The organism is Streptomyces sp. NPDC102514 (assembly GCF_055584525.1).
Genome location: NZ_JBVJLW010000001.1, coordinates 892,358 through 913,949 on the forward strand (window position 1 = coordinate 892,358; position 21,592 = coordinate 913,949).

Below are 21,592 nucleotides of genomic sequence, written 5' to 3' on the forward strand. Positions count from 1 at the left end.
ACGACATGCCGCCCGGCGCGGCCGGGACCGCAAGGCCGAGGTCGTGATGCCCGCGCCCGGCCTGAAACGCTTCGCCTCCGCCGACAGCCCGAGTGTCGCCGTGATCGGCGGGGGCATCGCGGGCCTCGCCGCGGCCACCCTCCTGGCCGAACGAGGGGCCCGCGTGACCCTCTACGAACGGGAGGAGTCGCTCGGCGGCCGGCTCGCGGGCTGGCGCACCCGTCTGGCCGACGGCGGGGAGGCCACCATGAGCCGGGGCTTCCACGCCTTCTTCCGCCAGTACTACAACCTCCGTGGCCTGTTGCGGCGTACCGATCCGGCCCTCGACCGCCTCCGGCCGCTGCCCGACTATCCGCTGCAGCACAGCGGCGGGCTGACCGACAGCTTCGCCCGCGTACCGCGCACACCACCGTTCAGCGCCCTCGGGTTCGTCGCCCAGAGCCCCACGTTCGGCTGGCGCGACCTCACCGCGATGGACGCCAGGGCCGCACTGCCACTCCTCGACGTCCGCGTACCCGAGGTCTACGAACGCTTCGACTCCGTCAGCGCGACCCACTTCCTCGAAAGCGTCCGCTTCCCCGAAGCCGCACACCATCTCGCGTTCGAGGTGTTCTCCCGCAGCTTCTTCGCCGACCCCCGCGAACTGTCCGCCGCGGAACTCCTGCTGATGTTCCACATCTACTTCCTCGGTTCGTCCGAGGGCCTGCTCTTCGACGTACCGACCGACCCCTTTCCCCAGGCGCTGTGGGACCCGCTCAGCGCCTACCTCCAGCGCCTCGGGACGCACATCCGCACCGGCACACCGGTGCGCGCCGTCCAGCCGCGCGACGGAGACGGCGGGGGAGTGGACGTGCGGACGGACAACGCCGTGGACCGTCATGAGGCGGTGGTTCTCGCCCTCGACTCCGGCGCACTGCGGGGTCTTGCCGCGGCGTCCCCCGGTCTGGGCACCGCCGCCTGGCGCGATGACGTCGCCGGCCTGCGCACCGCTCCGCGGTTTCTCGTCTCGCGGCTCTGGCTCGACCGCCCGGTCCGCGCCGACCGCGCCGCGTTCCTCGGCACCAGCGGCTACGACGGCCTCGACAACATCAGTGTCCTGGACCGCTACGAGGACGAGGCGGCCCGGTGGGCGTCGCGTTCGGCCGGCGCGGTGGTGGAACTGCACGCGTACGCCGTTCCGGAGGACGCGCAGCCCGACGCCGTTCAGGCCCGCCTCGTCGACCGTCTGCACCAGATCTATCCGGAGACGCGCGAGGCGCGGATCGTGGACGCCCGGCACGAGTGGCGCTCCGACTGCCCGCTCTTCCCGGTCGGTTCCTACGCCAGGCGGCCCACCGTGACCACCCCGCACCCGCAGGTCGTGCTCGCCGGTGACGCGATCCGCTGCGACCTGCCCGTGGCCCTCATGGAACGCGCCGCCACGACCGGCTTCCTGGCGGCCAACGCCCTGCTGGCCGGGTGGGGAGTCCAGGGCCAGGTGCTGTGGACGGTGCCTCGGGCAGGCCGTTCGCCCGTGCTGCGGGCACTCGGCACGGTCGGGAGCCGCTGAGCCGAACTCCTCGAAAAGACGCCGGAGGCGCCGGAGGCGCCGGAGACGTCCGAGATGTCGAAGACGCCGGTGCCGGAAGGCGGTGTCGGCGCAGGACCAGCCCTTGCCCGTCGAGCCCCCGTCCCTCGCGCCGACACCCCCTCCGCTCAGCCCGGAAACCGGCCCGTGCTGCGCAACGCCCAGCGCCGCTCGGCGTAGGCCAGGTCGTCGCGCCACAACCGGCCGGCCGTCCGGCGCATCAACGGGCGGAGCGCCGGCGCGGCAGCCCGTGCCAGGGCGAAACCCCGCCGGTCCGAGGCCGCCACGACCGCTTCGATCACGGCGGTCCGCGGCTGATCCTCGGCCTCGCCGGTCAGCGGCGTGGCATGGGTCTCGACAACGGACGTGGCCCCCTCGCCCTCGGTGATGCGCATCACCACGGTACGAGGTCCGGGCGCCGTGAACTCCGCCCGCACCGGCACCACCAGACGGTCCGTCAGACGGAAGGAGACGTCGACGACGAACGCGTCGTCCGTCTCGTCGAGCGGCGGGCGGGTCACCGTCAGGTCGACGAACGAGTAGGGGTGGAACCACGAACCGTGCCACGGGTCCAGCCTGTTGGCGACGACGTCCTGTGGCTCGCACCGGCCGACGGCCATGAAGACGGCGTCCACGCCACTGCCCGTCGTCGGCCGCTCCGGTACCACGGGCCGCTCGGACGGCTCCTCGCCGCCGACCGAGTCCAGCCGGACCCATACGAGGACACCGTCGTCGTGTGCGGGGAACGGATCCCAGCCGGCGAACGACCCTCCGTCCAGGGCCAGTCCGTGCCAATGACACACCAGCGTGCCGCACACCACCCGGCTGTCGCGCAGCGGGGCGCCGAGGTGCGGGCAGGCGCCCGGGCCGGCCCGGAGTTCGCCCGTGTCCGTTCGCCACAGCACGACTTCGACGCCGCCGACCGTTCTGCCGTAGGGGCGCCCACCGACGCGTACGTCCCGCGAGGCACCCACGACGAACCAGTTCCCGGACGGACGCGCGGACGCCCGTTTGAGCGCGTCGGAGATGACCGCCGGACGTGCCTCCTGCCAAGTCGGCGGCTGTGCGGCCCAGTTCGACCGGCGGCGGCGCCGCAGCGGAGGCGTCCAACTGCTTCGGTTCGTCCGTTCACTCACCGCACGGGTCCCTTCCGCTGCAGAGCCGTGACGCCCGCCGTCGATCTTCGACGCGAGGCACGAGCGCCCCAACGCGCCCTCGCGATGCCGGCGATCCCCGCGGCGGCCGTCGCCGCACGGCGCCCGCGTGACACGACCGCGCGGCGGTGCAGCACGGTGTAGTCCTGGTCCGCGATCGCGTCGAGAATGCCACCGTAGAGAGTGAACGCGGTGCGGATGCAGGGCCGCGTCCGCGGATCCAGCATGGCGATGCCCGGTTCCGCCGCCCGGTAGACCTTCCTGGTCATGTCCTCCGCGGCGACGAGGGCCCCGCGAATCCTCGCGTCGGCACGCCCCGTGCGGCGGCTCCACTCCAGCAGCGGACGGTCCACGCCGTGGGCCGCGAGCAGGTCCGCGGGCAGATAGACGCGGCCCCGGTCCAGGTCCTCGCCGACATCGCGCAGGAAGTTGGTGAGCTGGAAGGCCACGCCCAGGTCGGCGGCGTGCGGTGCCGCTTCCTCGCGCGAGGTGACCGTGCCCAGCACAGGCAGCATCTGCAGTCCGATCACCGCGGCCGAGCCGTGCATGTAGGCGCGCAGGTCGGCGTAGGTCGGATAGTCGGTGATGTGCAGGTCGCTGCGCATCGAGGCCAGGAAGTCGGCGAACAGCGTGTGCTCGATGTCGTACCGGCTGGCGGTGTCGGCCACGGCCCGGACGACCGGCTCGTCCCCGGCTCCGGCACGCGCCCCGCCTCCCGTACGTGACCCGCCTCCCGTACGTGCCCCGGCCCCCGTACGCGCCTCGGCTCCCGTACGCGCCTCGGCTCCCGAACGTGTCCCGGCTCCGGTACGCAGCCCGTGCGCGAGGTCGCTCTCCAGGCGCCGCAGCTTCCGGTCGCGCTCGTCGGGAGTCAGGTGCCGGTCGAGGTCGTCCACGATGTCGTCCGCCCAGCGGGCGAAACCGTACAGCGCGTGGACCGCGGAGCGGCGTTCCACCGGAAGCAGACGGGTGGCCAGGAAGTAGGTCCGGCCGTGACGGGCGTTGAGTTGCCTGCAGTGGGTGTAGGCCATGCGCAGGGCGGGATCGGTGATGTCTGCGGCGTCCAGCTCACGACGGGTCATGAGCGCCTTCCTCGGTGGGGACCGCGGCGGAACGTGCCGCGCGCGGTACGGGACGGATGCGCGGGCCACTGCCTCGTACGCCTCCTGAGAGGCCGCCCGTGACGCGGGCGGCGGCGAGCTTTCCGCTGATGAGCACCGTCGGCACACCGACGCCGGGCGTGGTGCCGCAGCCGGCCAGCACGACGTTCTCCAGGCCGCGCACCAGGTTGCGCGGGCGGAACGGTCCTGTCTGGGCGAACGTGTGGGACACCGAGAACGGGCTGCCCGCCGCGTGCCCCTGCGCCGTCCAGTCCAGCGGCGTCACCAGCAGTTCCTCCTGCACGCTGTCCGCGAACCCGTGCAGCCCCCGGCGTTCCAGTTCGGCGACCAGGCTGTCGCGGTAGCGCGGGCCGAGATCCCGCCAGGCCTCGGCCGAGGGGCCGAGGTCGGTGTTCGGGCACGGGGCCAGCACGTAGTGCAGGTGCTGGCCCGGAGGAGCAAGGGAGGAGTCGTGTGCCGTCGGGCGGGTGATCAGCAGGGACGGGTCGCTCATCAGCTTCCCCGACCGGGTCAACTCCTCGAAGGTGCCCTCCCAGGCCGCGCCGAACGAGAGAGTGTGATGGGCGAGACCGGGCCACGTACGGTCGGTCCCCGCGTGCAGCACCACGGCCGACGGCGAGTGCCGCAACCTCACCGGGCGGCGGGGCGTCCGTCCGACGAGCCGGTGCGCCGTGGACAGTTCGCAGGTCAGCACCACCGCGTCGCAGGGGATCCGATCGCCCGAGGCGACATGGACGGCACGCACCCGGCCGCCGCTCCGTTCGAGCGAGGTCACGTCGGTCGACCAGCGGAAGTCGGCGCCCGCGCCGGCCGCCGCGTTCGCCATGCCCCGGGGCAGCGCGTGCATGCCGTTCTTCGGGAACCAGACACCGGCCACCGTGTCCATGTAGGCGATCACCGCGTACGCCGCGAGGGCCCTGGCCGGGGCCACTCCGGCGTACAGGGCCTGGAAGGAGAAGATGCGGCGCAGCCGTGGGTCGGAGAGGAAGCGGCCGATACGGCGGTCCAGCCGTCCGAAGCCGCCCAGCGCCGCCAGCCGGGCCAGGTCCGGGTGGAGGAGCTGGAAGGGCGAGTCGAAGTTGGTGTCGATGAAACGCCGCATCTGCGCCCGGTACAGCCGCTCCAGCCAGTCCCGCAGTTCGCGGTAGCCCGCCGCCTCGGCCGGTCCGGCGAACCGCCGCACCTCCGCCTCCATGGCCTCGCCGTCCGTGTGCACGTCGAGTGAGGTCCCGTCCGCGAAGGCCGCCCGGTAGGCCGGGTGCAGGGCTGTCAGCTCGACGTGCCGGGCGAGGCTGTCACCGACGGCGGCGAACGCCTCGTCGGCCAGGTGCGGCATGGTCAGCACCGTGGGACCGGTGTCCACCTCGAAGCCGCCCATCCGTACGTGACCTGCTCGGCCGCCCGGCCCTGCGTTCCGTTCGACGACGGTCACCCGGCGGCCGGAACCCAGCAGGTGCAGCGCACACGCGAGGCCGGCCAGTCCGGCACCCACCACGACGACATGGTCCGTGCGCCCCGGTACGGTTTTCACGCCGCCTCCCCGGTGTGTCCCAGTGCGACGCCCGAAGCGCGCTCGACCAACATGGTGAACTCCCGCCGTACGACGGGGTCGGGAGTCGCCCCCGCGAAGTGCCGCACACTCGTCGCCGCCAACTCCGAGATCTTGGACTCCACGACGTCCCTGGCACCGGTCCGCTCCAGCGCCGCTCGCATCCGGTTCACCGCGTCGCCCGACCGGATGCCGACGCCGTCGGTTACGGGGCCGAGGGCGTCGCCCGCCTCCTCGTCACCGGCGGCGTCGGCGAGCCACAGGCCGACCGCGAGGAGGTAGGTGAGTTTGCGGGTCCGCAGATCGTCGTCGGCCGGTTTGCCGGTCATGTTCGGGTCGCCGTAGGTGCCGAGGAGGTCGTCCCGCAGCTGGAAAGCCAGCCCGGCACAGCGCCCGGCCGAGCGGAGAGCGCTCAGGGTGGGTTCGTCGCCACCGGTCAGGGACGCGCCAAGCGCCAGGGGCCGCTCGACCGTGTAGAGGGCGCTCTTGAGCGTGGCGATGCCCACGGCCTCGTCGAGCCCGGACGATCCGGCGGCCTGCGCGTGGATGTCGCGGTACTGACCGGCCACCATCTCCGTGCGCATCGCCTGCCACTCCTGGAACAGGCGCGGCCCGTGCGGCGAACCGAGCGCCGTCTCGGTCAGCACGTCGTCCGCCCACACCAGAGCGAGGTCGCCTGCGAGCACCGCGACGGAGGTAGAGAACGCCTCCGCAGACCCGGTCATCCGCTCGGCCCGATGCATGTGGGCCAGTTCCACATGAACAGCCGGTGCGCCCCGGCGGAACTCTGATCCGTCCATGACGTCGTCGTGTATCAGAGCGCACGCCTGTACGAGTTCGAGCGCGGACGCGGTCCGCAGCAGCGCGGTGGGGTCCCCCGAGCCGCCCGCGGCCCGCCAGCCGCACCACGCGAACGCCGAGCGCAGCCGCTTGCCGCCCCGGCGGACGAACGCGGTGACCCGGCCGGCGACATCCTGGGCGAACACCTCGTCCACGTCGAAGGCCCTGCGCAATGTGGTGTCGAGTACACGCCCGAGCTCCGCCTCGACGGCGCTGACGGCGTCCAGGGCCGTGAGCGGACAGTCGACGGGCACGACCGCTTCGGCCGCGGTGGGCCGGAGTCCCAGCATGCACAACTTCCCTTCACTCTCGGTCACCTGCACACCAGTGCTTCTCTCGCGGACCTGTTAACGGATGCGCTGATTCCTGCCCGTTAAGGGCCCTGTCACCGGTCGCAGTCACTCCACTGGCGCATCACGCTGCGTCCTCATGGCGGTGTGTGGCTCGGAGCGCGGCTCGCATCGCGTTTGTGGCAGGCGGGGGAGGCGGGGGGAATGTGGTGCGGGCTGAGCGGCAACGGGGTTGCCGGCGGACTGGTTCTGGCCGGTCCGCCTGACCAACCGCGAGGGGGTGGGCGCGGCTAGCCCATCCGCTTCAGATGGACGTTGATGGAGGGGGACGGCAGGGTGGGCGCCTGCGGGCCCTCGCCGTACCAGGACATGCGGAGAACTCTGTCGGGCATCACGCCGTCCCTGTACGCATCGACCGACCCGCACGGGGCTCTGACGGCCGCTGCTGGCTGACGCGGCGAGACACTGGCGCTTCGATATCCACGAGTGTGTCGCCGCTGGCAGAGACACGGCGGCCTTCGGTATCTTGGGCGGCGATCTCCCCGGCGGGGTGCACACGGCGGAGATGCACCTCGCGGGTGCCGTACCCGGGCCGAGTGAACTCGCCCTTGAACACCCGCCTGCGGAGGGCTCTCGCGAGGTATGCCAGCGGCTGACCGCCCGGCACCCGGCCGAACTGCTGCCAGGTGCCGTGCTTTTGCTGGCGGGTGCGGGGATGGTGTGCACTGACTTGGACTGGATGGAGACGTCCTGGGGGCCGGCCGACTTGGATGTGGCCCACTGCTCCACCGCACTTGCTCTGTTGCACGGTGTGTCCGCCGGCATGCGGCTCGCGGATGACTACACCGCAGTCGGTGGAAGGCTCAGCGACAACCCGGGCCATCTGTACTGGCGCGTACTGGATGCGCTGGCCTTCGCGCCGGACGCGGAGAAGGTCGCCGGGCCGTGGCGCGCGCTCGGGAGGGAGGACCTGACGTCAGCCGTGCTGGCAGGGCGCTTGGAGGACTACCTTGCAGCACTCCTCAACGCGTACGGCCGAGTGGCTGTTGCCGCCCGCCGAGATGGGCGCTGGTGGCCCAGCCGTCCGCAGCCGCGGCGTCGAGGGTGTCAGGCGCGGTCGTGGAGAGTGACCTGGTAGCCGTCGGGGTCCGCGAAGGTGAAGGTCCGGCCGAAGGGGCCGTCGATCGGTGCGGAGACGATGGTGTGACCGTCGGCGACGAGAGCATCGTGGATGGCCTGCACGTCGGTGGCGTGGAGCCAGATCGCGGCACCGATGCCGGGCTGGGCAACGGATGTGAGATCCGTGCCGGGAACGATGTCACGGAGTGCGAACGCGATCGGCTTCGTCTCGAAGACGACGGCGTGAGGGGGCCCGGCCTGCGAGCGGACGAGGCCGAGGTACTGCTCGTAGAACGCCTGCGAAGCGTCGAGGTCGCGCGCCTGGAGCGAGATGAAGTCGGGGCCGGTGACGGGCATGGTGATACTCCTTCATTCGTGTCAGCTTTCTGACACAGGCCACTGTATGTCAGAATCCTGACATGAATCAAGACGGTGTCGACCTGGAGACGTCTCTGGGCTACCTGCTGAAAGAGGCGTCGAGCGTCCTGCGCGTAGCCATGGAGGAGGTGTTGCGACCACTCGGGATGAGCGTGACGCACTACTCCTGCCTTGAACTGCTGGCGCAACGACCCGGCCTGTCGAACTCCGAACTCGCGCGGGGCGCGTTCGTCACACGGCAGTCGATGAACGTGCTGCTCCAGACCCTGGAGCGAGAGGGTTACGTGACCAGGCCCGCGGAGGCACCCGTCGGAAAGGTGCTTCCCACGCGGCTCACGCCTCGCGGCCGACGGAGCTTGGAGGAGGCCACCGTGGCGGTCCGGTCCGTCGAGGTGAGAATGCTGTCCGGCATGACCGAGGCCGAGCAGTCGGGCGCGTTCCGGATCCTGCAGAGCATGATTCATTCCCTGCGCGACGGCGGCAACGGCGGCGGCGACCGCAGTGGTGGTGGTGCGTAGCTCTCACCCGCCTCCGCGGCGGACCGTTGAGGAGGAGTGGGGCCAGGAGTGCCGCGTGCACCACTCGCGCAAGCCGCGTGCACCACTCGCGCAAAGGGTGCCCAGGCATCAGCGGCCCCGCCCGGCAACTCCACCGGGTGGGGCCCTGACGCGGCCGGACCGTACGTACCGCCGTCCGCGCCGACCTGTGGTTACCGCGTGGCGGAAGCCAGTGCCGCGCGGATGACGTCCTCGCCCACCGGCTGGCCCTTCTCGTCCGAGAACGGACCGTACGGGGTCCCCCACACGGGCGTGCCCGTCTCCTGCCGCCAACTGTCGGCCAGTGATCCCGCGTCCACCACGCCGTACCCGATGGACTCGATGAACGCGGTCACCGCAGCCTTCCCCGGCGCGGAATCCCCGGCGATCGGCAGGTGCGAACGGTCGGCCGCCCCAGCCGGGCGGGCGAGGGACAGCAGGTGCTTGAAGAAGATGTTGTGGAACGCTTTTACGAGCACGGCGTCCGGGATGTGCCGCAGCAGCAGCTCGCTGGAAGTGAGCGACTTGCTGTCGAGCTCGGGGATGTGCCCGTCACGCTCGGGGCCGTAGTTGCATGTGTCGATGACCGTCTTTCCGGCCAGCGCTGCGGCGGGCAAGTGGGGGAAGGCCTTGACCGGCACCGTGACCACCACGATGTCTCCGGCCGCCGCGGCCTCCCCGCTCGTCGCCGCGGACGCCCTCGGTCCCAACTCCGCGACTGCATCAGCGAGCGTTTCCGGACCGCGCGAGTTGCTGAGCACGACCTTGTGCCCGGCCTCGATGGCGAGCCGCGCGACGGTACTGCCGATGTTGCCGCTTCCGATGATTCCCACGGTCGTCGTCATATTCGCAGCGTCCTTTCAGTCAGATTTCAGTCAGAAGAGTCGAACACTCGCCATTTGCCGGACCGTTGTGATGCGGGTCCCTGCCGTCAACTGGCGGAGAAGTAATGGCCGTTGTCCAAATCGGCGAGCAGGCCGGGCTGAGTGGGTTCCCAGCCGAGGGTCCGGCGAGTGATGTGGTGGGACGCCGGGTAGTTCTGCGTGACTATGTTCGCGAGAAAGCCGAAATGGCCAGGAATCATGAGCACGTCCGCGGGAACGCTCGCGACGGGAAGGCCGAGACGGCTGCCAATGGCTTCGGCGATCTCGCGGAGTGGGATGGCCCCGTCACCGACCGCGTGCCAGTACGAGCCGGCCGGCCCCTTCTCCAACGCCAGGCGGAACAATGAGGCGACGTCGCGGATATGCACGGCGTTCCACAAGTTCGCGCCGTCTCCCGGGTAGCCGACGAAACCCTTTTCCTTCGCGAGCGCGATCAACTGCACGAGGAAACCGGCACGATCGGTCGTGCTGTGCGCGATGTTGGCAATCCGTACGACCGAAGACCGTACGCCCTGCTCGGCGAGGCCGATCGCGGTGGTTTCCACGACGTTGCGTACCCGCAGGGTGCCCTCGTGCTCGTCGCCGCCGGGAAGAGCCGGGTCCTCCTCGGTGACCGGCCGGCCCAGGTTCCCCGGCGAGCCTATGCTCCCCGCCGCGACCAGCGGCTTTCCGGTTCCCTCCAGTGCCTCGCCGTACGCCAGCATGATTCGGAGCTCCGCGGCGGCTACGGCGTCGAGCCCGCCGGAGGGAAGCAGGTCCTGCCTGTGCGCGACGTGGATGACCCCGTCGGCGTCAGCTGCCGCCTCCTTGAGCCCGTCGAGATCCTCAAGGTCACCGCGACGCACCTTCGCGCCGAGCGCGGACAGCGCCGCCGCGGCCGTGTCCGAACGAGCCAGGCCGGTGACCTCGTGTCCGGCGGTGATGAGCTCGGGGATGATGTACGAACCGGAATGGCCGGTCCCGCCAGTGACGAAAACGCGCACGCTACTGCTCCTTGTCATGTGAATGGTGTGGCGCGAGAACTGGTGGTGCGGGTGTTCAGCTGAGAATGCTGACGCCGAGGGAGAAATTGGTGTGCTTGACGGAGTGGGTGACGAGGCCCAGCTGCATCAGGGCGACGTTCTCCAGGGCCCGCGCCATGGCCAACTGCCCGGTGTCCCTCGGGCGCAATCCCAGGCTTTCGATGAACGCCGACACGCGTGCTTTCGCCTTCGCGTCATCACCGGCGATGAACACGTCCAATGGGCGACCTTCGGCTGAACCGGCCGCCAGCACATTGGAGAACAGGGTGTTGAACGCCTTGACGACATGTGCGTCGGCAGGAGCGGCCTTGGCGATTTCCTGTGCGCCGGAACTCCCGTCGGGGGTGTCAAAACTTTGCACATCAGGGGAGACGGGGTTGGTGAGGTCGATGATGACCTTGCCCTTCAGTGCGTCCCCGTACTCACTCACCACCGCCTCCGCGCCGGTGTACGGCACGGCGAGGACGACGATGTCCCCGGCCGGGATGGCGCCGACCGTCCCGACGGTGGCGCCGCCGAGTGAGGCGGCCAATTCCTTGGCCTTGGCCGGGTCACGGCCGATGATCTCGACCGCGTTCCCACCGGCGAGCGCCCGCTCGGCCAGGGCGCCGGCCATGTTCCCCACGCCGACAATGCTGATGCTGCTCATTGGTCTGCCTGCTTTCTTGTGAATGATGAAGTGACGGGCGGCGATAAATTCTCGACGGGGCCGTTCAGAGACCTGAGACCGTCTTCCAAATTCCGATACCGAACTCATACGCGGAATTCGCTTCGACTGTGTTTAGGTGCCGCATTAGGCACTCATTTAGGCTGCCATTCTCCTGAGCGGGTGTCCAAGACCTCTTTTGACCGCGGTGATACCCTGAAGGCATCACTGGGCCGGGAGGCGCCATGGATCTGGACCTGCGCAAACTGCGCTACTTCGTCGCGGTGGCCGACCGGTTGCACTTCGGCCGCGCCGCCGATGAGCTGCACATCGCTCAGCCGGTGCTCAGTCGGCAGATCCGCGCGCTTGAGCAGGACCTCGACGCCGCGCTGTTCACCAGGGATCGCCACGGCGTAGCGCTCACCGACGCAGGCCGACAACTGCTGGCCGACGCCGGTCCGTTGCTCGCGTCCGCGCACGCGGTCCGCCGCAGGGTGTCCGCGGCTGCACGTGGCAGTCGGCGGCTGATGATCGGTTTCCGGGCCGGCATTCCGGTCATTCCGGCGGCGCACGCGTTCGAGGCCCGGCACCCGGACGTGGTCGTGGATGTGCAGCGGATCGAATGGGACGACCAGGCCCCGATGCTGCTCGACGGCCGCATCGACGTCGGCTATGTGCGGCTGCCCATCGACGAGACCGGCCTGCGTGTCATCCCGCTGTACGCCGAGCCGCGGGTGGCGGTACTGCCCGTCGGCCACCGGTTGGCCGGCAAGGAGGAGGTCACCGAGGCCGACCTGGCCGGCGAGCCGCTGCTCTGGCACGCCGACCCGGGCACGCAGCCCACCAGGCGCCCGCACCCTAACGCCGGGTATCTGGTGCGCGGAGTGGACGAGACGCTCGAACATGTCGCGGCGGGCCGGGGCATCTCGTTCCTGGCGCGCTCGGCGACCGTGTTCTATTCACATCCAGAAGTCGTCTACGTGCCCATTCCGGATCTCGCTCCCGAGCAGGTATGCCTCGCGGTGGCGGCATCGCGCACCTCGCCCCTGGTCGAGGACTTCTTCACCGCGGCCCAGGCGACGGCCGAGATCACGGCGGAATGCGGAAACGATGAAATGTGGCAGCTCATGAGCGGTGCTGTTTCCAAGCGCGGTTGAACAGCCCGACTGGCAAGAGCAGTGCCAACAGGAGTACGAGTACCTGCACGTCAGTTGCGACCGTGCCACGGTCTACCTGCGGATCGACGGCACGACGACAACTGGGCGTATATGCCTCCCGTACGGGATGCTGCACGCATGATCAGTTGAGAGGCCGCGGTGCAGGCTGTCGAGGAACAGTTGGAGCGCGACTATCAGGCATGGCGGACTGCAGGTGTGGCCGCGATGCGCATGGCAGTGGTCGATGTTGAGGAGCACGAGCTGGTGTGGATCGTTGTCTGGGATTCCGAAGAGTTCGTGCGTACCCAGGATTCGAGACACAGGCTGGCCGGCAACGGGCCGTACCTGGTTGACCGCGTCGACGGGGGACTTCACGGGATCGGGCCCGTATCCGCCCTGACGGAAGCGTGGGAGGACGACTATCGGGGCCGGATACGTGGGTTGCCCGTACGAACCGCAGTAGACGATCTCCACGATGCGATACGAGAGGTCGCCGCTGCCCGTGGACGCATACACGCGATTCGGGCCCTGCGCCAGAAGCTGCCGGTAGTGTCGCCGGCGCAAGCCATCGAGTACGTGGATGCTTTGCTGGATGAAGCTGTACCGGACCGCCTTCTCGCCGTGGCCGCCCGTGAACTCGTGCAGCCTCTGGATCCGGTACTCGCGGTCACAACCATTCGCCGTGGGACCCGGGACCAGACCGGTTGAGCGCGGGTCGGCGGCTCAAGCCGAGCATCCGGGCACCTCAACGCCCTTGGTGCACAAGGAGCTCCGCTGTTTCAGCAGCCGCATTCGCTGGCCTGTCCCCAGTAGCACCGTCACCCGTTCATCAACCACCCCTGAAAAGGCTCGTTAAAGGACAACCATGAGGACGAGCGTGGGCAGAGTGGTGGCCGCCGCGCTCACTAGCCAGTACGCCCCCGGCGTCAGGAGAGTGCGGCGTCGGAGTGGTCGGTTGATCAGCCACCACAGGAGGAAGAACAGTGTGAGGATCGGCCCTCCGACCAGCAGCCAGGGCAGGACGCCGTCGTTCTCCGTGGGGTTGGTCTCGGTGAGGCCGAGTCCGGCCAGGGGCCAGTTCACGGCGAAGTAGAAGACCAACCAGTAAGGCACGACGCCAGGGATTCCGAGCAGGACGTTGGCCGCGAATGGCGCGGGCCAGCTCTTGCCCATGTGTCCAGCCTCGTTTCTCACCGACCGTCACGAGTGGCGCGAGGACTGGTGGTAGTTCTTCGGGACGACGTACAGGCCCATCAGTTCACGCCCGTACTGATCGGCGTCTGCGCCGGTGTCGTCGATGATGCACGGTCGTGGCCCCGTGTGTGGCGCTGGGGGGTGCACACCGATGGTGTGCACCTGCCACCCGCGCCTATCTGGCCCTGGTGCGCTCCCTGGCGCTCGCCGAACGGGAGGTCCATGTGAAGCAGGGAGCAGCAAGGGTCTTCATCGCCGGGCTCGGCGTCATCTCACCGCCTGGTGCGGGCGTCGAGCTCCTCTGGGACGACCTGTGCGGGGGCCGCAGCCGCTTCGAGGAACTTCCTCTGCTCTACGTCGGCACGAAGACCGGGATCCTCGGTGGCCGCGTACCCGAGGAGGCCCGCGAGACTGCCCTCGCCCGCGTGGACGCGGTCGCCCGGGACCGCCCCCGGGTCCCTCCGCTCTTCGCCGAATACGTGGCGCTGGAGGCACTGGGGACGCAGGGCTGACTCCCGGGAACGACGCGCTGCGCGACGCCGTCGTCTGTGTCGGCAGCAGCGACGGACAGGCCGAGGTGCTGGAGGACGTGGTCGCCGGGCGCCGGGACATCGCCGGGACCGGCGGGTTCTCCAGCTACTCCATCGCCCAGGGCGTGGCGCGCAGGGTGGGTGCGTCGGGTCCGGCCCTCCTGCTGCAGAGCACGTGTTGCAGAGCACGTGCGCCTCCGCGAACGTCGCGCTGTCCTGTGCGCTGAAGATGCTGCGCGCGGGCATCGCCGACACCGCCGTCGATCCCGAGGGCATCGAGCTGGACATCAACCCTGTGACCGGGAAACCGCTGCCCTTGCCGGAACTGCGCCACGTCCAGAACAACGCCTTCGGCTTCGGCGGCAACAACGCCATCAGTACCTTCCGGAGCGTGTCATGACGCGCCCTCCGAACCTCTAGACCTCTTCGAACCCCTCGACTCTCATGGGCGAGACGTCGGTGCTGCGGTTGACCTATGACGGACCGCTTGCCGTCCTCACCATGGACAGCGCGCCGATGAACCTGTTCAACGAAGCGGTGTGGGGTGCGTGGTCCAACGCGGGCGAGTGGCTGACCGCGCACCCGCCGCGTGCCCTTCTCGTCATGACCGGCGACCTCTACCGCGGGGCGGTGCTGGCAGACCGGGTGTCGTCAACGCTCTCTTCTGGGCGGCGTCCTTCGACAGCGACTCCCACGCCTACGCCATGCGCCTCGCCATAGGTCCCACTCGCGCCCACGCGGCGACCAAGGACGTCGTGCGCCGCTACCTCGAAGGCGGCATCGCGGCGGCGGATGCGGCCCCCCATCCACCGCCGCCGAAGTCGCCCACACCGCCGACCATCGCCACGCCACCGCGGCGTTCCTGACGGACGGCCCGGATCACGACACGGCGTACGAAGGCCGCTGATCACAGCCAAGAAGTCACGAACCATAACCCCGGATCGGAAGTCACGAGCCGTCATCCGGGTCAGTGGGACACCGCTTCACGTACTCGTCTGCCGCGTGCCAGCCGCGTTGGACGGCCTCCTGTCGCTGCTCCGGGTTCAGGCCGAAGTCGGTGACGCCGAGGGCCGGGAGGTCGACGGCGATGGTCCGGTCTCGTACCCCGGGGCGGTCCAGATGGCTCTGGTCGTTGCCCACGACGGCGGTCGTCACGACCTCCTGGAGCAAGTGCAGCAACGGGAACAGCCTGAGGGCCGGGAGCGAGAACAACTGGGCGATGCCCGCGGGCAGGTCGGGCAGGATGCGTACCCCGATCGTCCGCCAGCGGCTCTTCTCCCCGTCGGTGCGGTCGAACACCTCGACGGGGAAGTTGGACAGCACCCCGCCGTCGACGATCACCGAATCCTGGCCGGACTCGCCGTGGGGGAGTGTGCGCGGCTGGAAGTAGAAGGGAATCGACAGGGACGTCCGTACGGCGTCGGCCACCGACTGCTCCTCCGGCTTGAGGCCGTAGAGGTGGTAGTCCCAGGGAAGCCGCAGCAGCCGGCCGCGTGTGACGTCGGTGGCCGTCACCACCAGCTTGTACTTCTGGTCCTCGGTCAGTTCCGCGGAGTCACCGCTGTCCTCGCGGCGCAGGTCGGCGAAGGTGGTGACCTTCTTCCTGGCGAGTACGGTCTCTATCCAGTTGTGGATCCACGCCCCCTGGTAGGCCCCGTGTCGGCGGAGCAGTGAAACGCCTTCGCTCAGCATCGGAACCCTCGGCATCGGCCACCTGCCGAGCCGGTCCCGGTCGGGTATCAGGTGCAGTTCCAGGTCCTCCATGACCTCGCGCAGTTCTTCCGCCTCCATGCCGGCCGCCACGAAGGCCGCGGCGACGGCGCCCACCGAAGTGCCCGCCACGCGCTGGAAGCTGTACCCCTCCTCCAGTAGCCGGATCACCGCACCCGCGGTGCCCAGACCGCGTACCCCGCCGCCTTCCAGAACCAGATCCGCTTTGGACATGGCTCCCCCTTCTGGTTCCTTTTCTAGTTCCTCGTGGTGTCGGTTCTTCTCAGTTCTCCCGGAGGCGTTCCTCGACGCCCTCCACGAGACCGGCGATCACACCGTCGGGTGAGGGGCTGTAGTGCGGAACGGCCCACCGGGTGATGTGGGCGTCGATCAGCGTGGGCCGGCCGGAGCCCAGCGCCCGGCGGAACGCGTCCTCGAACTCGTCGAGCGTCTCCACCCGGTAGCCGTCCGCACCGCAGGCGCGCGCGTACGCCGAGTAGTCCGGGTTCCGGAAGTCGGTCAGTCCGGACTCGCCGTGCTGGGACAGCTGGTAGAGCTTGATCAGCTTGAATTCCTCGTCGTTGAAGATGACCCAGATGACGGGGATCTCGTGCTCGACCGCGGTCATCAGCTCGAACCCGCTCATCGCGTAGCACCCGTCACCACAGCCGACGACGACGGTCCGTCCCGGGTGTGCGAGCTGTACGCCGATGGCGCTGTTGACTGCTCCGGCCATCGGCCCGTAGGAACCGGCTTTGCGGAAGTGCTGCCCGTCCTCCAGTTCCACGTAGTAGCCGAGCCAGGCCGTGTGGGCGCCCGCGTCGCCCAGCAGGATTCCCTGCGGCGGCAGCATCCGGCCGATCGCCTGGGCGAGTTGGCCGGGGTGGAGCTTGCCGGGCAGGCGGACGATGCGCCGGGCCTCGTAGTCCTGGCCGTCGACCTCGGCCTGCGGCACCTCACCGACCCGCCGCTCCAGTGCGTCGACGAGTGCCGCCACCGCCTCGCGGGCGTCGGACACCAGGGTGTGGTCGGCCCGGTACCTCTTCTCGAACTCGTTCGCGTCGATGTTCACATGGATGAGCTGCTTGTCCTCGAACAGGTCGCCGCGGAAGTCGAAGGTGGCGTGCTGGTTGAAGGAGTTCCCGACGGCCAGGACGACATCGGCCTCACGGAAGGCCTTCCAGGCGCTGGAGTGACCGCTGTCGGCGAAGACCCCCACGGCGAGCGGATGCCCTTCCGACACGATGCCCTTGCCGTCCAGCGTGGTGACCAACGGGATCTGGAACCGCTCGATCAGCCGCCTGATCTCCGGGCCGGCCCCGCTGCGTACCGCGCCGAAGCCCGCGAGCAGCACGATCTTCTTCCGCCGGCCGAGTGCGTCCGCCAGCACCGACGCGATCTCCTCCACCCGTGCGGGGTCGGGCCGTACCGGCGCCACGTCGAGCCGCAGCGGCCGGTAGTTCTTCACCTCGGTGCCGCGCTCGTTCAGGTCACTGGCCACATGGATGTGCACCGGTCCTGGCCGTCCGCCCAGAGCGATGTTGACAGCCTCCTCCAGGAGATCACAGGTGTCGGACGGGTCGGAGATCAGGAACGACTTCTTGGTCGTGGCCGCGAACATGGTCCGGGAGTCGGCCGTACGGTGCACTCCCGAGGTCTCGTTGAGCGCCCCCCACCCCTCCCACTCCATCCGCGCGTAACCCGAGACGGCCAGCACCGGATAGGAGTCGGTCATCGCCACGCCCAGCCCGGATATCAGGTTGAACGCGCCCGGGCCCGCCGTCGCGAAGCAGAAGCCCAGCCGGTCCGTGTACATGGCCTCACCGCAGGCCATGAAGGACGCGGCCTGCTCGTTACGGGTGATGACCGTCCGGATCCGCCGCGACTCCTCCAGAGCCAGCATCAGGTCGGTGACACTCTCCCCGGCACCGCCGAAGGCGCTCTTCACCCCGATCCCTTCCAGCCCTTTGACGATGGCCTCGTAGACCCTCATGGCCCCTCCCCGACTCGCCCCACCGCATGTCCGTCTTGCGATCTTCCTTACGTTCTGTCCGGTCTTGAAACCCGCAGCGTAGTTGAGGACCGAGAGGCTCCACGCGCGAGAACCGGCCACTCCTTGCGGGGGCTTGACCGGGGACGGCCGTACGGAGAATTGGGCGGACATCCGCAGCACCGAGGCCACCTTTTCGGGGCAGCGAAAGCCCGGGAGCAACTGGCCAACGGTCGCGCGGCGTCCCGGGATTGGTGTCCGAGAGGACGCTGCTACGGTCCGGTCTCCGCGCCACGCGCTGGCAGTAGCTTCACCAGTGCGTCCACGGCTTCGACAGCGTTCGGAGTGGCGAGTACGAGTACGGGGTCGGGCTTCTGGAGGAGGAGGCCGCTCCAGATGCGGAAGACGGGACGGCCCTGCGGTACGTCGGAGTCGAAGGAGATGGACCCCGCAAGCTCCTTCACGTCTTGTGCGTCTGGCATCCAGAACGCGGGGCCGTTCTCGAACCGAAGGCTGTTGTGGCTGCTGAACGGATACCACTGATTCAACGCGCTCGCCCTGGCGGCCAGCACCAGCTCCTCCGCGACAGGAGGAACCCACGAGTCGGTCCCTCGCACCGCGGCGTCGGCGGAGCGCGCGCATTCCTCCATCCAGTCCCAGGCGGCTGCCAGCGACCACGGGGTATTCGTCTCCACCCACCAAGTCTGGCTCGATGCGCCGTCGGTCACGTTGGATACCAGAGGATGATCTTGGTGCGGCTTGTGTGATCACGGCGCCGTGACGTTGCGAACCGCAGGACCTCGGTCTCCAGGAGTGGGGCGAGCACCGTCCTGCCATTGCAGAGCAGCGGGGCCGCGTGCTTGGAGAGGAGCGCATTGGGGAGCGCCTGGACGTGGTCGGTGCTGTCTAGGCCGGTCACCTGGGCCGGTGACCAGTCACGTGACAGAAGCGGTCTCGCCCCCGTCTCGGCGACAATCCCCAGGTAAGGGAAAACGCACCGCCCCAGGAGTACGTGCATGACGCTCCCCCCGGCCCAGCAGCCCATGACCGGCCACGAGGCCGTCGTCCTGGGCCGGGGCGGTGAGGTCGAGCGGATTCTGCGGTGCGTGACGCTCGAGCCCGGTGCCTCTCAGACCCTGCTGCTCCTCGGCGAGGAGGGGATCGGGCGGTCGACCGTGCTCCGGTACGTCCGGGAGCGGGCCGCCGCCGACGGCGTACTGGTGCTGTCCGCGCAGGGCTGGGCCGAGGATCCGGGGCACGCGCAAGCCTGTATGCAGCAGTTGCTGGCAGCGCCGGTGCGAGGCGAGCTCGCTGCCCTGCCCGTCGCGCAACAGCGGGTGCTGACGGCCCTGCCGGGAGCGGACTACGGCGACCGGGCGGAGCTGCACTCGGCGGTGACGGCCTTGCTGGACCGGCTCGCCGCGGACCGGCCGGTGCTGGTGTGCGTGGACGACGCCGACCTGTGCGACCGCCCCTTCCTGGACGCACTGTTCACCGCGGCCCGGCTGCTCCCCGGTCGTGCGCTGACCGTGTTGCTCGCCGCCCGGCACGAGACGGACCTTCCCGGCCCGCCGCCCGGCTCCGAGACCCTGCGACTGAGCCCGCTGAGCGACGCCCCGGCCGCCGCGCTCCTCGACCGGCAGCCGTCGGCGCCCACGGGCAGGCACCGGCTGGAGATCCTGGCGGAGGCCGAGGGAAATCCGCTGGCCCTCGTGGAACTGAGCCGCGGTGTGCCCGCGCTCACCGGAGTGACGCGGCACCCGCCTGCGGAGCACGTCTTCGGCGTACGACTGGACGCGCTTCCCGCGCCGACATGCCGGGCCCTGCTGTACGCGGCGGCGGCCGGGCCCGGCGAGACCGTCGGCGCCGTCATGGCGGCCCTGGGCACCGACGACCTCGCGGTGTGGGCACCGGCGGAGGCCGCGGCTCTGGTCGTACTGGTCGAGGACCGGCTCGATTTCCGGCATCCGCTGGCGCGATCGGCCGCGTATCTGAGGCGCCCGGCCGGCGAACGCCAGCGGGCACACCGTGACCTCGCGAAAATCGCCGTGCTGCCCGAGGCCAGGGCCCGCCATCTGGCCGCCACCACCGTGGGACCCAATGCGTTCGTCGCCGCCCTGCTGGCGGAGTCCGCCTGGCGGCGCGGGGACGCGGTGGCGGCAGCGCACGCCCTGGAGCAGGCGGCCCGGCTCAGCCCGCACCGGTCGAAACGGGCGCGTCGGCTGGCCGAAGCCCTGACGGCGGCGCACATGGTGGGCGATCCCGGCTGGGTACGGAAGCTGTACGGACGGCTCATCCGGGAGGCCGCCGACCCGGAAACCCATCCGAAGGCCGACCCGAAGGCCGTCCCGGCACCCGCCCCGGCACCCGCCCCGGAACTCCTCTGTGCCGCCGCAGGCGCCCTCGCCTCCGTCCTCTCCCAGGAGTCCGCCCAGCGCGAGGCCTTCGAAGTGCTGGCCGATGTCGCCGAACACTTTCCGGCGATCGACCGGACCCATGCGCTCGCGCTCGCGGGCCTCGCGGCGGCTATCGCCGACCAGTCCGGTCTGCCGGAACACACGGCCGCCCTGTCCACACTGCTCGGCCGCGCCCGGCAGGCCGAGGCGTCCGCGCGTTGGCACCCCGCCGCGGCCGGCCCACTGCTCCGCCTGGACACCCCGCATGCACGGCGGGCACTGGAAGCACTGGTCACGGTGGTGGCCCGGCCGGAGTCCGCCACCGGCTCGCACTCCGGCCTCGGCCGCCCGCACGGCGCCTCGCCCGCGGGACCGGACGCCCAGCCCGCCGGACCGGACGCACCGGCCGCCCGTGCGGTCCTCGCCACAGTGGCCCGCCACGCGGACGAGGCGGACGTGGACCTGGGGCAGTCGCGTACGGCCGACGACCGGCTGCGGGCCGCCCGAGCCTTCGGACTGCGCGGCTGGTCGGTCCTCCCTCTCATCGACACCCTCCTGGCCATCGGACGGTTCCCGGAGGCCGAGACCGTCATCCAGGACGCCCTGACCGAGGCCGAGGTACTGCGCCTGCCCCGCCTCCAGGCCGACCTGGAGGCACAGGCCCTCACCGTCAAGGCACTGCGCGGAACCCTCACGGAGACGCCCCGGCTCACCCCCGCCGTGTGGCGTGCCGTCGGCCTGGACGAGAACCGCGCCACGCACGCAAGGCTGCTGCGCGCCCGCGGACTCGCCGCCCTCACGCAAGGGGACATGGAAGGAGCCTGGCGGCACCTGCGCGAACTGTTCACCGCCGACGGAGCGCCGCTGCACCCCCACCTGTCCGCGCGGAGCATCGCCGAACTCGCGGTCGCCGCCCAGCGCACCGGGCACTCCGCCGAGGCACTGCCGATCCTGGAGCGGGTCCGAGCGGAGCAGGGGGAGCGCCCGAGCACCAGGATGACGCTGCTCATGCACCACGCCGCCGCCATGGTCGGCCCGGACGGCGAGGCCGAGGAGCACTTCCAGCTCGCGCTCGTCAATCACGGGGCAGGCCGATGGCCGTGGGAGCGCGGTCACGTCCGCCTCGACTACGCCATCCGGCTGCGCCGCCGGCGCCGTACCCTGGAGGCACGCCGACAGCTGACCACGGTCCTGGAGACCGCGGAACGCCTCGGCGCCGGCGCCCTCGCGGCCGCCGCCCGGATCGAGCTGCGTGCCAGCGGCGCCGCACCGGCCCCCACGAGCGCGGGTCCGCTGGAGGAACTGACGGCACAGCAGCGGCAGATCGTCCAGTTCGCCGCGAGCGGTCTGTCGAACCGCGAGATAGGGGAGCGGCTCTTCCTCTCACCGCGCACCGTAGGCTCGCATCTGTACAACGTGTATCCCAAGCTCGGCATCAGCAGCCGTCATCAGCTCCGTGACCTGGTACAGGACCGGTGAGAGCGGCGAGAGAACGGTCGGAGGAGAGCC

At 70.1% G+C, this 21,592-nt stretch carries 20 protein-coding genes and 1 pseudogene; 9 read left to right on the forward strand and 12 right to left on the reverse strand.

The features are described 5' to 3' along the window. Positions 1-46 precede the first annotated feature (46 nt). Positions 47-1,549 (forward strand): FAD-dependent oxidoreductase, encoded by a 1,503-nt coding sequence (locus ACZ60E_RS03910; protein ID WP_469438333.1) that lies wholly within the window; start codon positions 47-49, stop codon positions 1,547-1,549. A gap of 146 nt (positions 1,550-1,695) precedes the next feature. On the opposite strand, the gene ACZ60E_RS03915 is transcribed toward ACZ60E_RS03910, so the two are convergent. The 4 genes from ACZ60E_RS03915 to ACZ60E_RS03930 are packed head-to-tail and all read right to left on the reverse strand — an operon-like array spanning position 1,696 to position 6,521. After that, positions 1,696-2,703 carry a DUF5914 domain-containing protein gene (locus ACZ60E_RS03915; protein ID WP_469437758.1) on the reverse strand — a complete coding sequence of 336 codons (1,008 nt, stop codon included), beginning with the start codon at positions 2,701-2,703 and terminating at the stop codon, positions 1,696-1,698. Continuing rightward, complete coding sequence (locus tag ACZ60E_RS03920; RefSeq protein WP_469437761.1) at positions 2,700-3,803, reverse strand: phytoene/squalene synthase family protein; 1,104 nt, start codon at positions 3,801-3,803, stop codon at positions 2,700-2,702. Before ACZ60E_RS03920 ends, ACZ60E_RS03915 begins: the two co-directional genes overlap by 4 nt. Then, positions 3,790-5,373: a phytoene desaturase family protein gene (crtI, locus tag ACZ60E_RS03925; RefSeq protein ID WP_469437764.1), complete on the reverse strand. Its 1,584-nt coding sequence runs from the start codon at positions 5,371-5,373 to the stop codon at positions 3,790-3,792. The genes ACZ60E_RS03920 and crtI overlap by 14 nt, the downstream gene beginning before the upstream one ends. Next, on the reverse strand, positions 5,370-6,521 hold the full coding sequence (locus ACZ60E_RS03930) for a polyprenyl synthetase family protein (RefSeq protein WP_453790700.1): 1,152 nt from the start codon (positions 6,519-6,521) through the stop codon (positions 5,370-5,372). Before ACZ60E_RS03930 ends, crtI begins: the two co-directional genes overlap by 4 nt. Positions 6,522-7,203: 682 nt before the next feature. Here ACZ60E_RS03930 and ACZ60E_RS03935 point away from each other — a divergent pair. Beyond that, a pseudogene (locus tag ACZ60E_RS03935) lies at positions 7,204-7,557 on the forward strand (aminoglycoside phosphotransferase family protein); the annotation flags it as partial. A 71-nt stretch (positions 7,558-7,628) separates the two neighbouring features. Here the strand turns inward: ACZ60E_RS03935 and ACZ60E_RS03940 are convergent. Continuing rightward, a complete protein-coding gene (locus ACZ60E_RS03940; protein ID WP_385831323.1) occupies positions 7,629-7,997 on the reverse strand; it encodes a VOC family protein in 369 nt (122 codons plus the stop codon). A 62-nt stretch (positions 7,998-8,059) separates the two neighbouring features. On the opposite strand from ACZ60E_RS03940, the gene ACZ60E_RS03945 reads away from it, so the two are divergent. Continuing rightward, positions 8,060-8,536 carry a MarR family winged helix-turn-helix transcriptional regulator gene (locus ACZ60E_RS03945; protein WP_469437768.1) on the forward strand — a complete coding sequence of 159 codons (477 nt, stop codon included), beginning with the start codon at positions 8,060-8,062 and terminating at the stop codon, positions 8,534-8,536. 191 nt (positions 8,537-8,727) lie between these two features. Here ACZ60E_RS03945 and ACZ60E_RS03950 read toward each other — a convergent pair whose 3' ends face one another. The 3 genes from ACZ60E_RS03950 to ACZ60E_RS03960 form a co-directional block, all read right to left on the reverse strand. After that, positions 8,728-9,399, reverse strand: a complete 672-nt coding sequence (locus ACZ60E_RS03950) for an NADPH-dependent F420 reductase (protein WP_469437770.1) — start codon at positions 9,397-9,399, stop codon at positions 8,728-8,730. A gap of 86 nt (positions 9,400-9,485) precedes the next feature. Further along, entirely contained in the window at positions 9,486-10,421 is a 936-nt protein-coding gene (locus tag ACZ60E_RS03955) for an SDR family oxidoreductase (protein WP_469437772.1), read from the reverse strand. 55 nt (positions 10,422-10,476) lie between these two features. Next, the gene (locus ACZ60E_RS03960; RefSeq protein ID WP_469437774.1) at positions 10,477-11,109 is read right to left on the reverse strand and encodes an NADPH-dependent F420 reductase; all 633 of its coding nucleotides are present in this window, start codon (positions 11,107-11,109) and stop codon (positions 10,477-10,479) included. Positions 11,110-11,351: 242 nt separating this feature from the next. On the opposite strand from ACZ60E_RS03960, the gene ACZ60E_RS03965 reads away from it, so the two are divergent. Together ACZ60E_RS03965 and ACZ60E_RS03970 are read left to right on the forward strand one after the other, a co-directional pair. Next, positions 11,352-12,263, forward strand: a complete 912-nt coding sequence (locus ACZ60E_RS03965; RefSeq protein WP_469437776.1) for a LysR family transcriptional regulator — start codon at positions 11,352-11,354, stop codon at positions 12,261-12,263. Positions 12,264-12,422: 159 nt separating this feature from the next. Beyond that, complete coding sequence (locus ACZ60E_RS03970; protein ID WP_469437779.1) at positions 12,423-12,971, forward strand: YrhB domain-containing protein; 549 nt, start codon at positions 12,423-12,425, stop codon at positions 12,969-12,971. 144 nt (positions 12,972-13,115) lie between these two features. Here ACZ60E_RS03970 and ACZ60E_RS03975 read toward each other — a convergent pair whose 3' ends face one another. Then, positions 13,116-13,436, reverse strand: a complete 321-nt coding sequence (locus ACZ60E_RS03975) for a hypothetical protein (protein WP_469437781.1) — start codon at positions 13,434-13,436, stop codon at positions 13,116-13,118. 209 nt (positions 13,437-13,645) lie between these two features. Here ACZ60E_RS03975 and ACZ60E_RS03980 point away from each other — a divergent pair, with 209 nt between their 5' ends. The 3 genes from ACZ60E_RS03980 to ACZ60E_RS03990 all read left to right on the forward strand — a co-directional run bounded on the left by ACZ60E_RS03980 (position 13,646) and on the right by ACZ60E_RS03990 (position 14,853). Beyond that, the gene (locus ACZ60E_RS03980; RefSeq protein ID WP_469437783.1) at positions 13,646-13,969 is read left to right on the forward strand and encodes a hypothetical protein; all 324 of its coding nucleotides are present in this window, start codon (positions 13,646-13,648) and stop codon (positions 13,967-13,969) included. A gap of 193 nt (positions 13,970-14,162) precedes the next feature. After that, positions 14,163-14,387, forward strand: coding sequence for a hypothetical protein (locus tag ACZ60E_RS03985; protein ID WP_469437785.1), 225 nt, complete (start codon positions 14,163-14,165; stop codon positions 14,385-14,387). Positions 14,388-14,691: 304 nt separating this feature from the next. Continuing rightward, positions 14,692-14,853 (forward strand): hypothetical protein, encoded by a 162-nt coding sequence (locus tag ACZ60E_RS03990; protein ID WP_469437787.1) that lies wholly within the window; start codon positions 14,692-14,694, stop codon positions 14,851-14,853. Positions 14,854-14,935: 82 nt separating this feature from the next. Here ACZ60E_RS03990 and ACZ60E_RS03995 read toward each other — a convergent pair whose 3' ends face one another. The 3 genes from ACZ60E_RS03995 to ACZ60E_RS04005 all read right to left on the reverse strand — a co-directional run bounded on the left by ACZ60E_RS03995 (position 14,936) and on the right by ACZ60E_RS04005 (position 18,382). Further along, positions 14,936-15,931, reverse strand: a complete 996-nt coding sequence (locus ACZ60E_RS03995; protein ID WP_469437790.1) for a patatin-like phospholipase family protein — start codon at positions 15,929-15,931, stop codon at positions 14,936-14,938. Positions 15,932-15,980: 49 nt separating this feature from the next. After that, complete coding sequence (locus ACZ60E_RS04000) at positions 15,981-17,690, reverse strand: thiamine pyrophosphate-binding protein (protein WP_469437793.1); 1,710 nt, start codon at positions 17,688-17,690, stop codon at positions 15,981-15,983. A gap of 269 nt (positions 17,691-17,959) precedes the next feature. Then, positions 17,960-18,382 carry a hypothetical protein gene (locus tag ACZ60E_RS04005; RefSeq protein ID WP_469437795.1) on the reverse strand — a complete coding sequence of 141 codons (423 nt, stop codon included), beginning with the start codon at positions 18,380-18,382 and terminating at the stop codon, positions 17,960-17,962. 321 nt (positions 18,383-18,703) lie between these two features. On the opposite strand from ACZ60E_RS04005, the gene ACZ60E_RS04010 reads away from it, so the two are divergent. After that, positions 18,704-21,562, forward strand: coding sequence for a helix-turn-helix transcriptional regulator (locus ACZ60E_RS04010; RefSeq protein ID WP_469437797.1), 2,859 nt, complete (start codon positions 18,704-18,706; stop codon positions 21,560-21,562). The last annotated feature ends 30 nt before the right edge of the window (positions 21,563-21,592 follow it).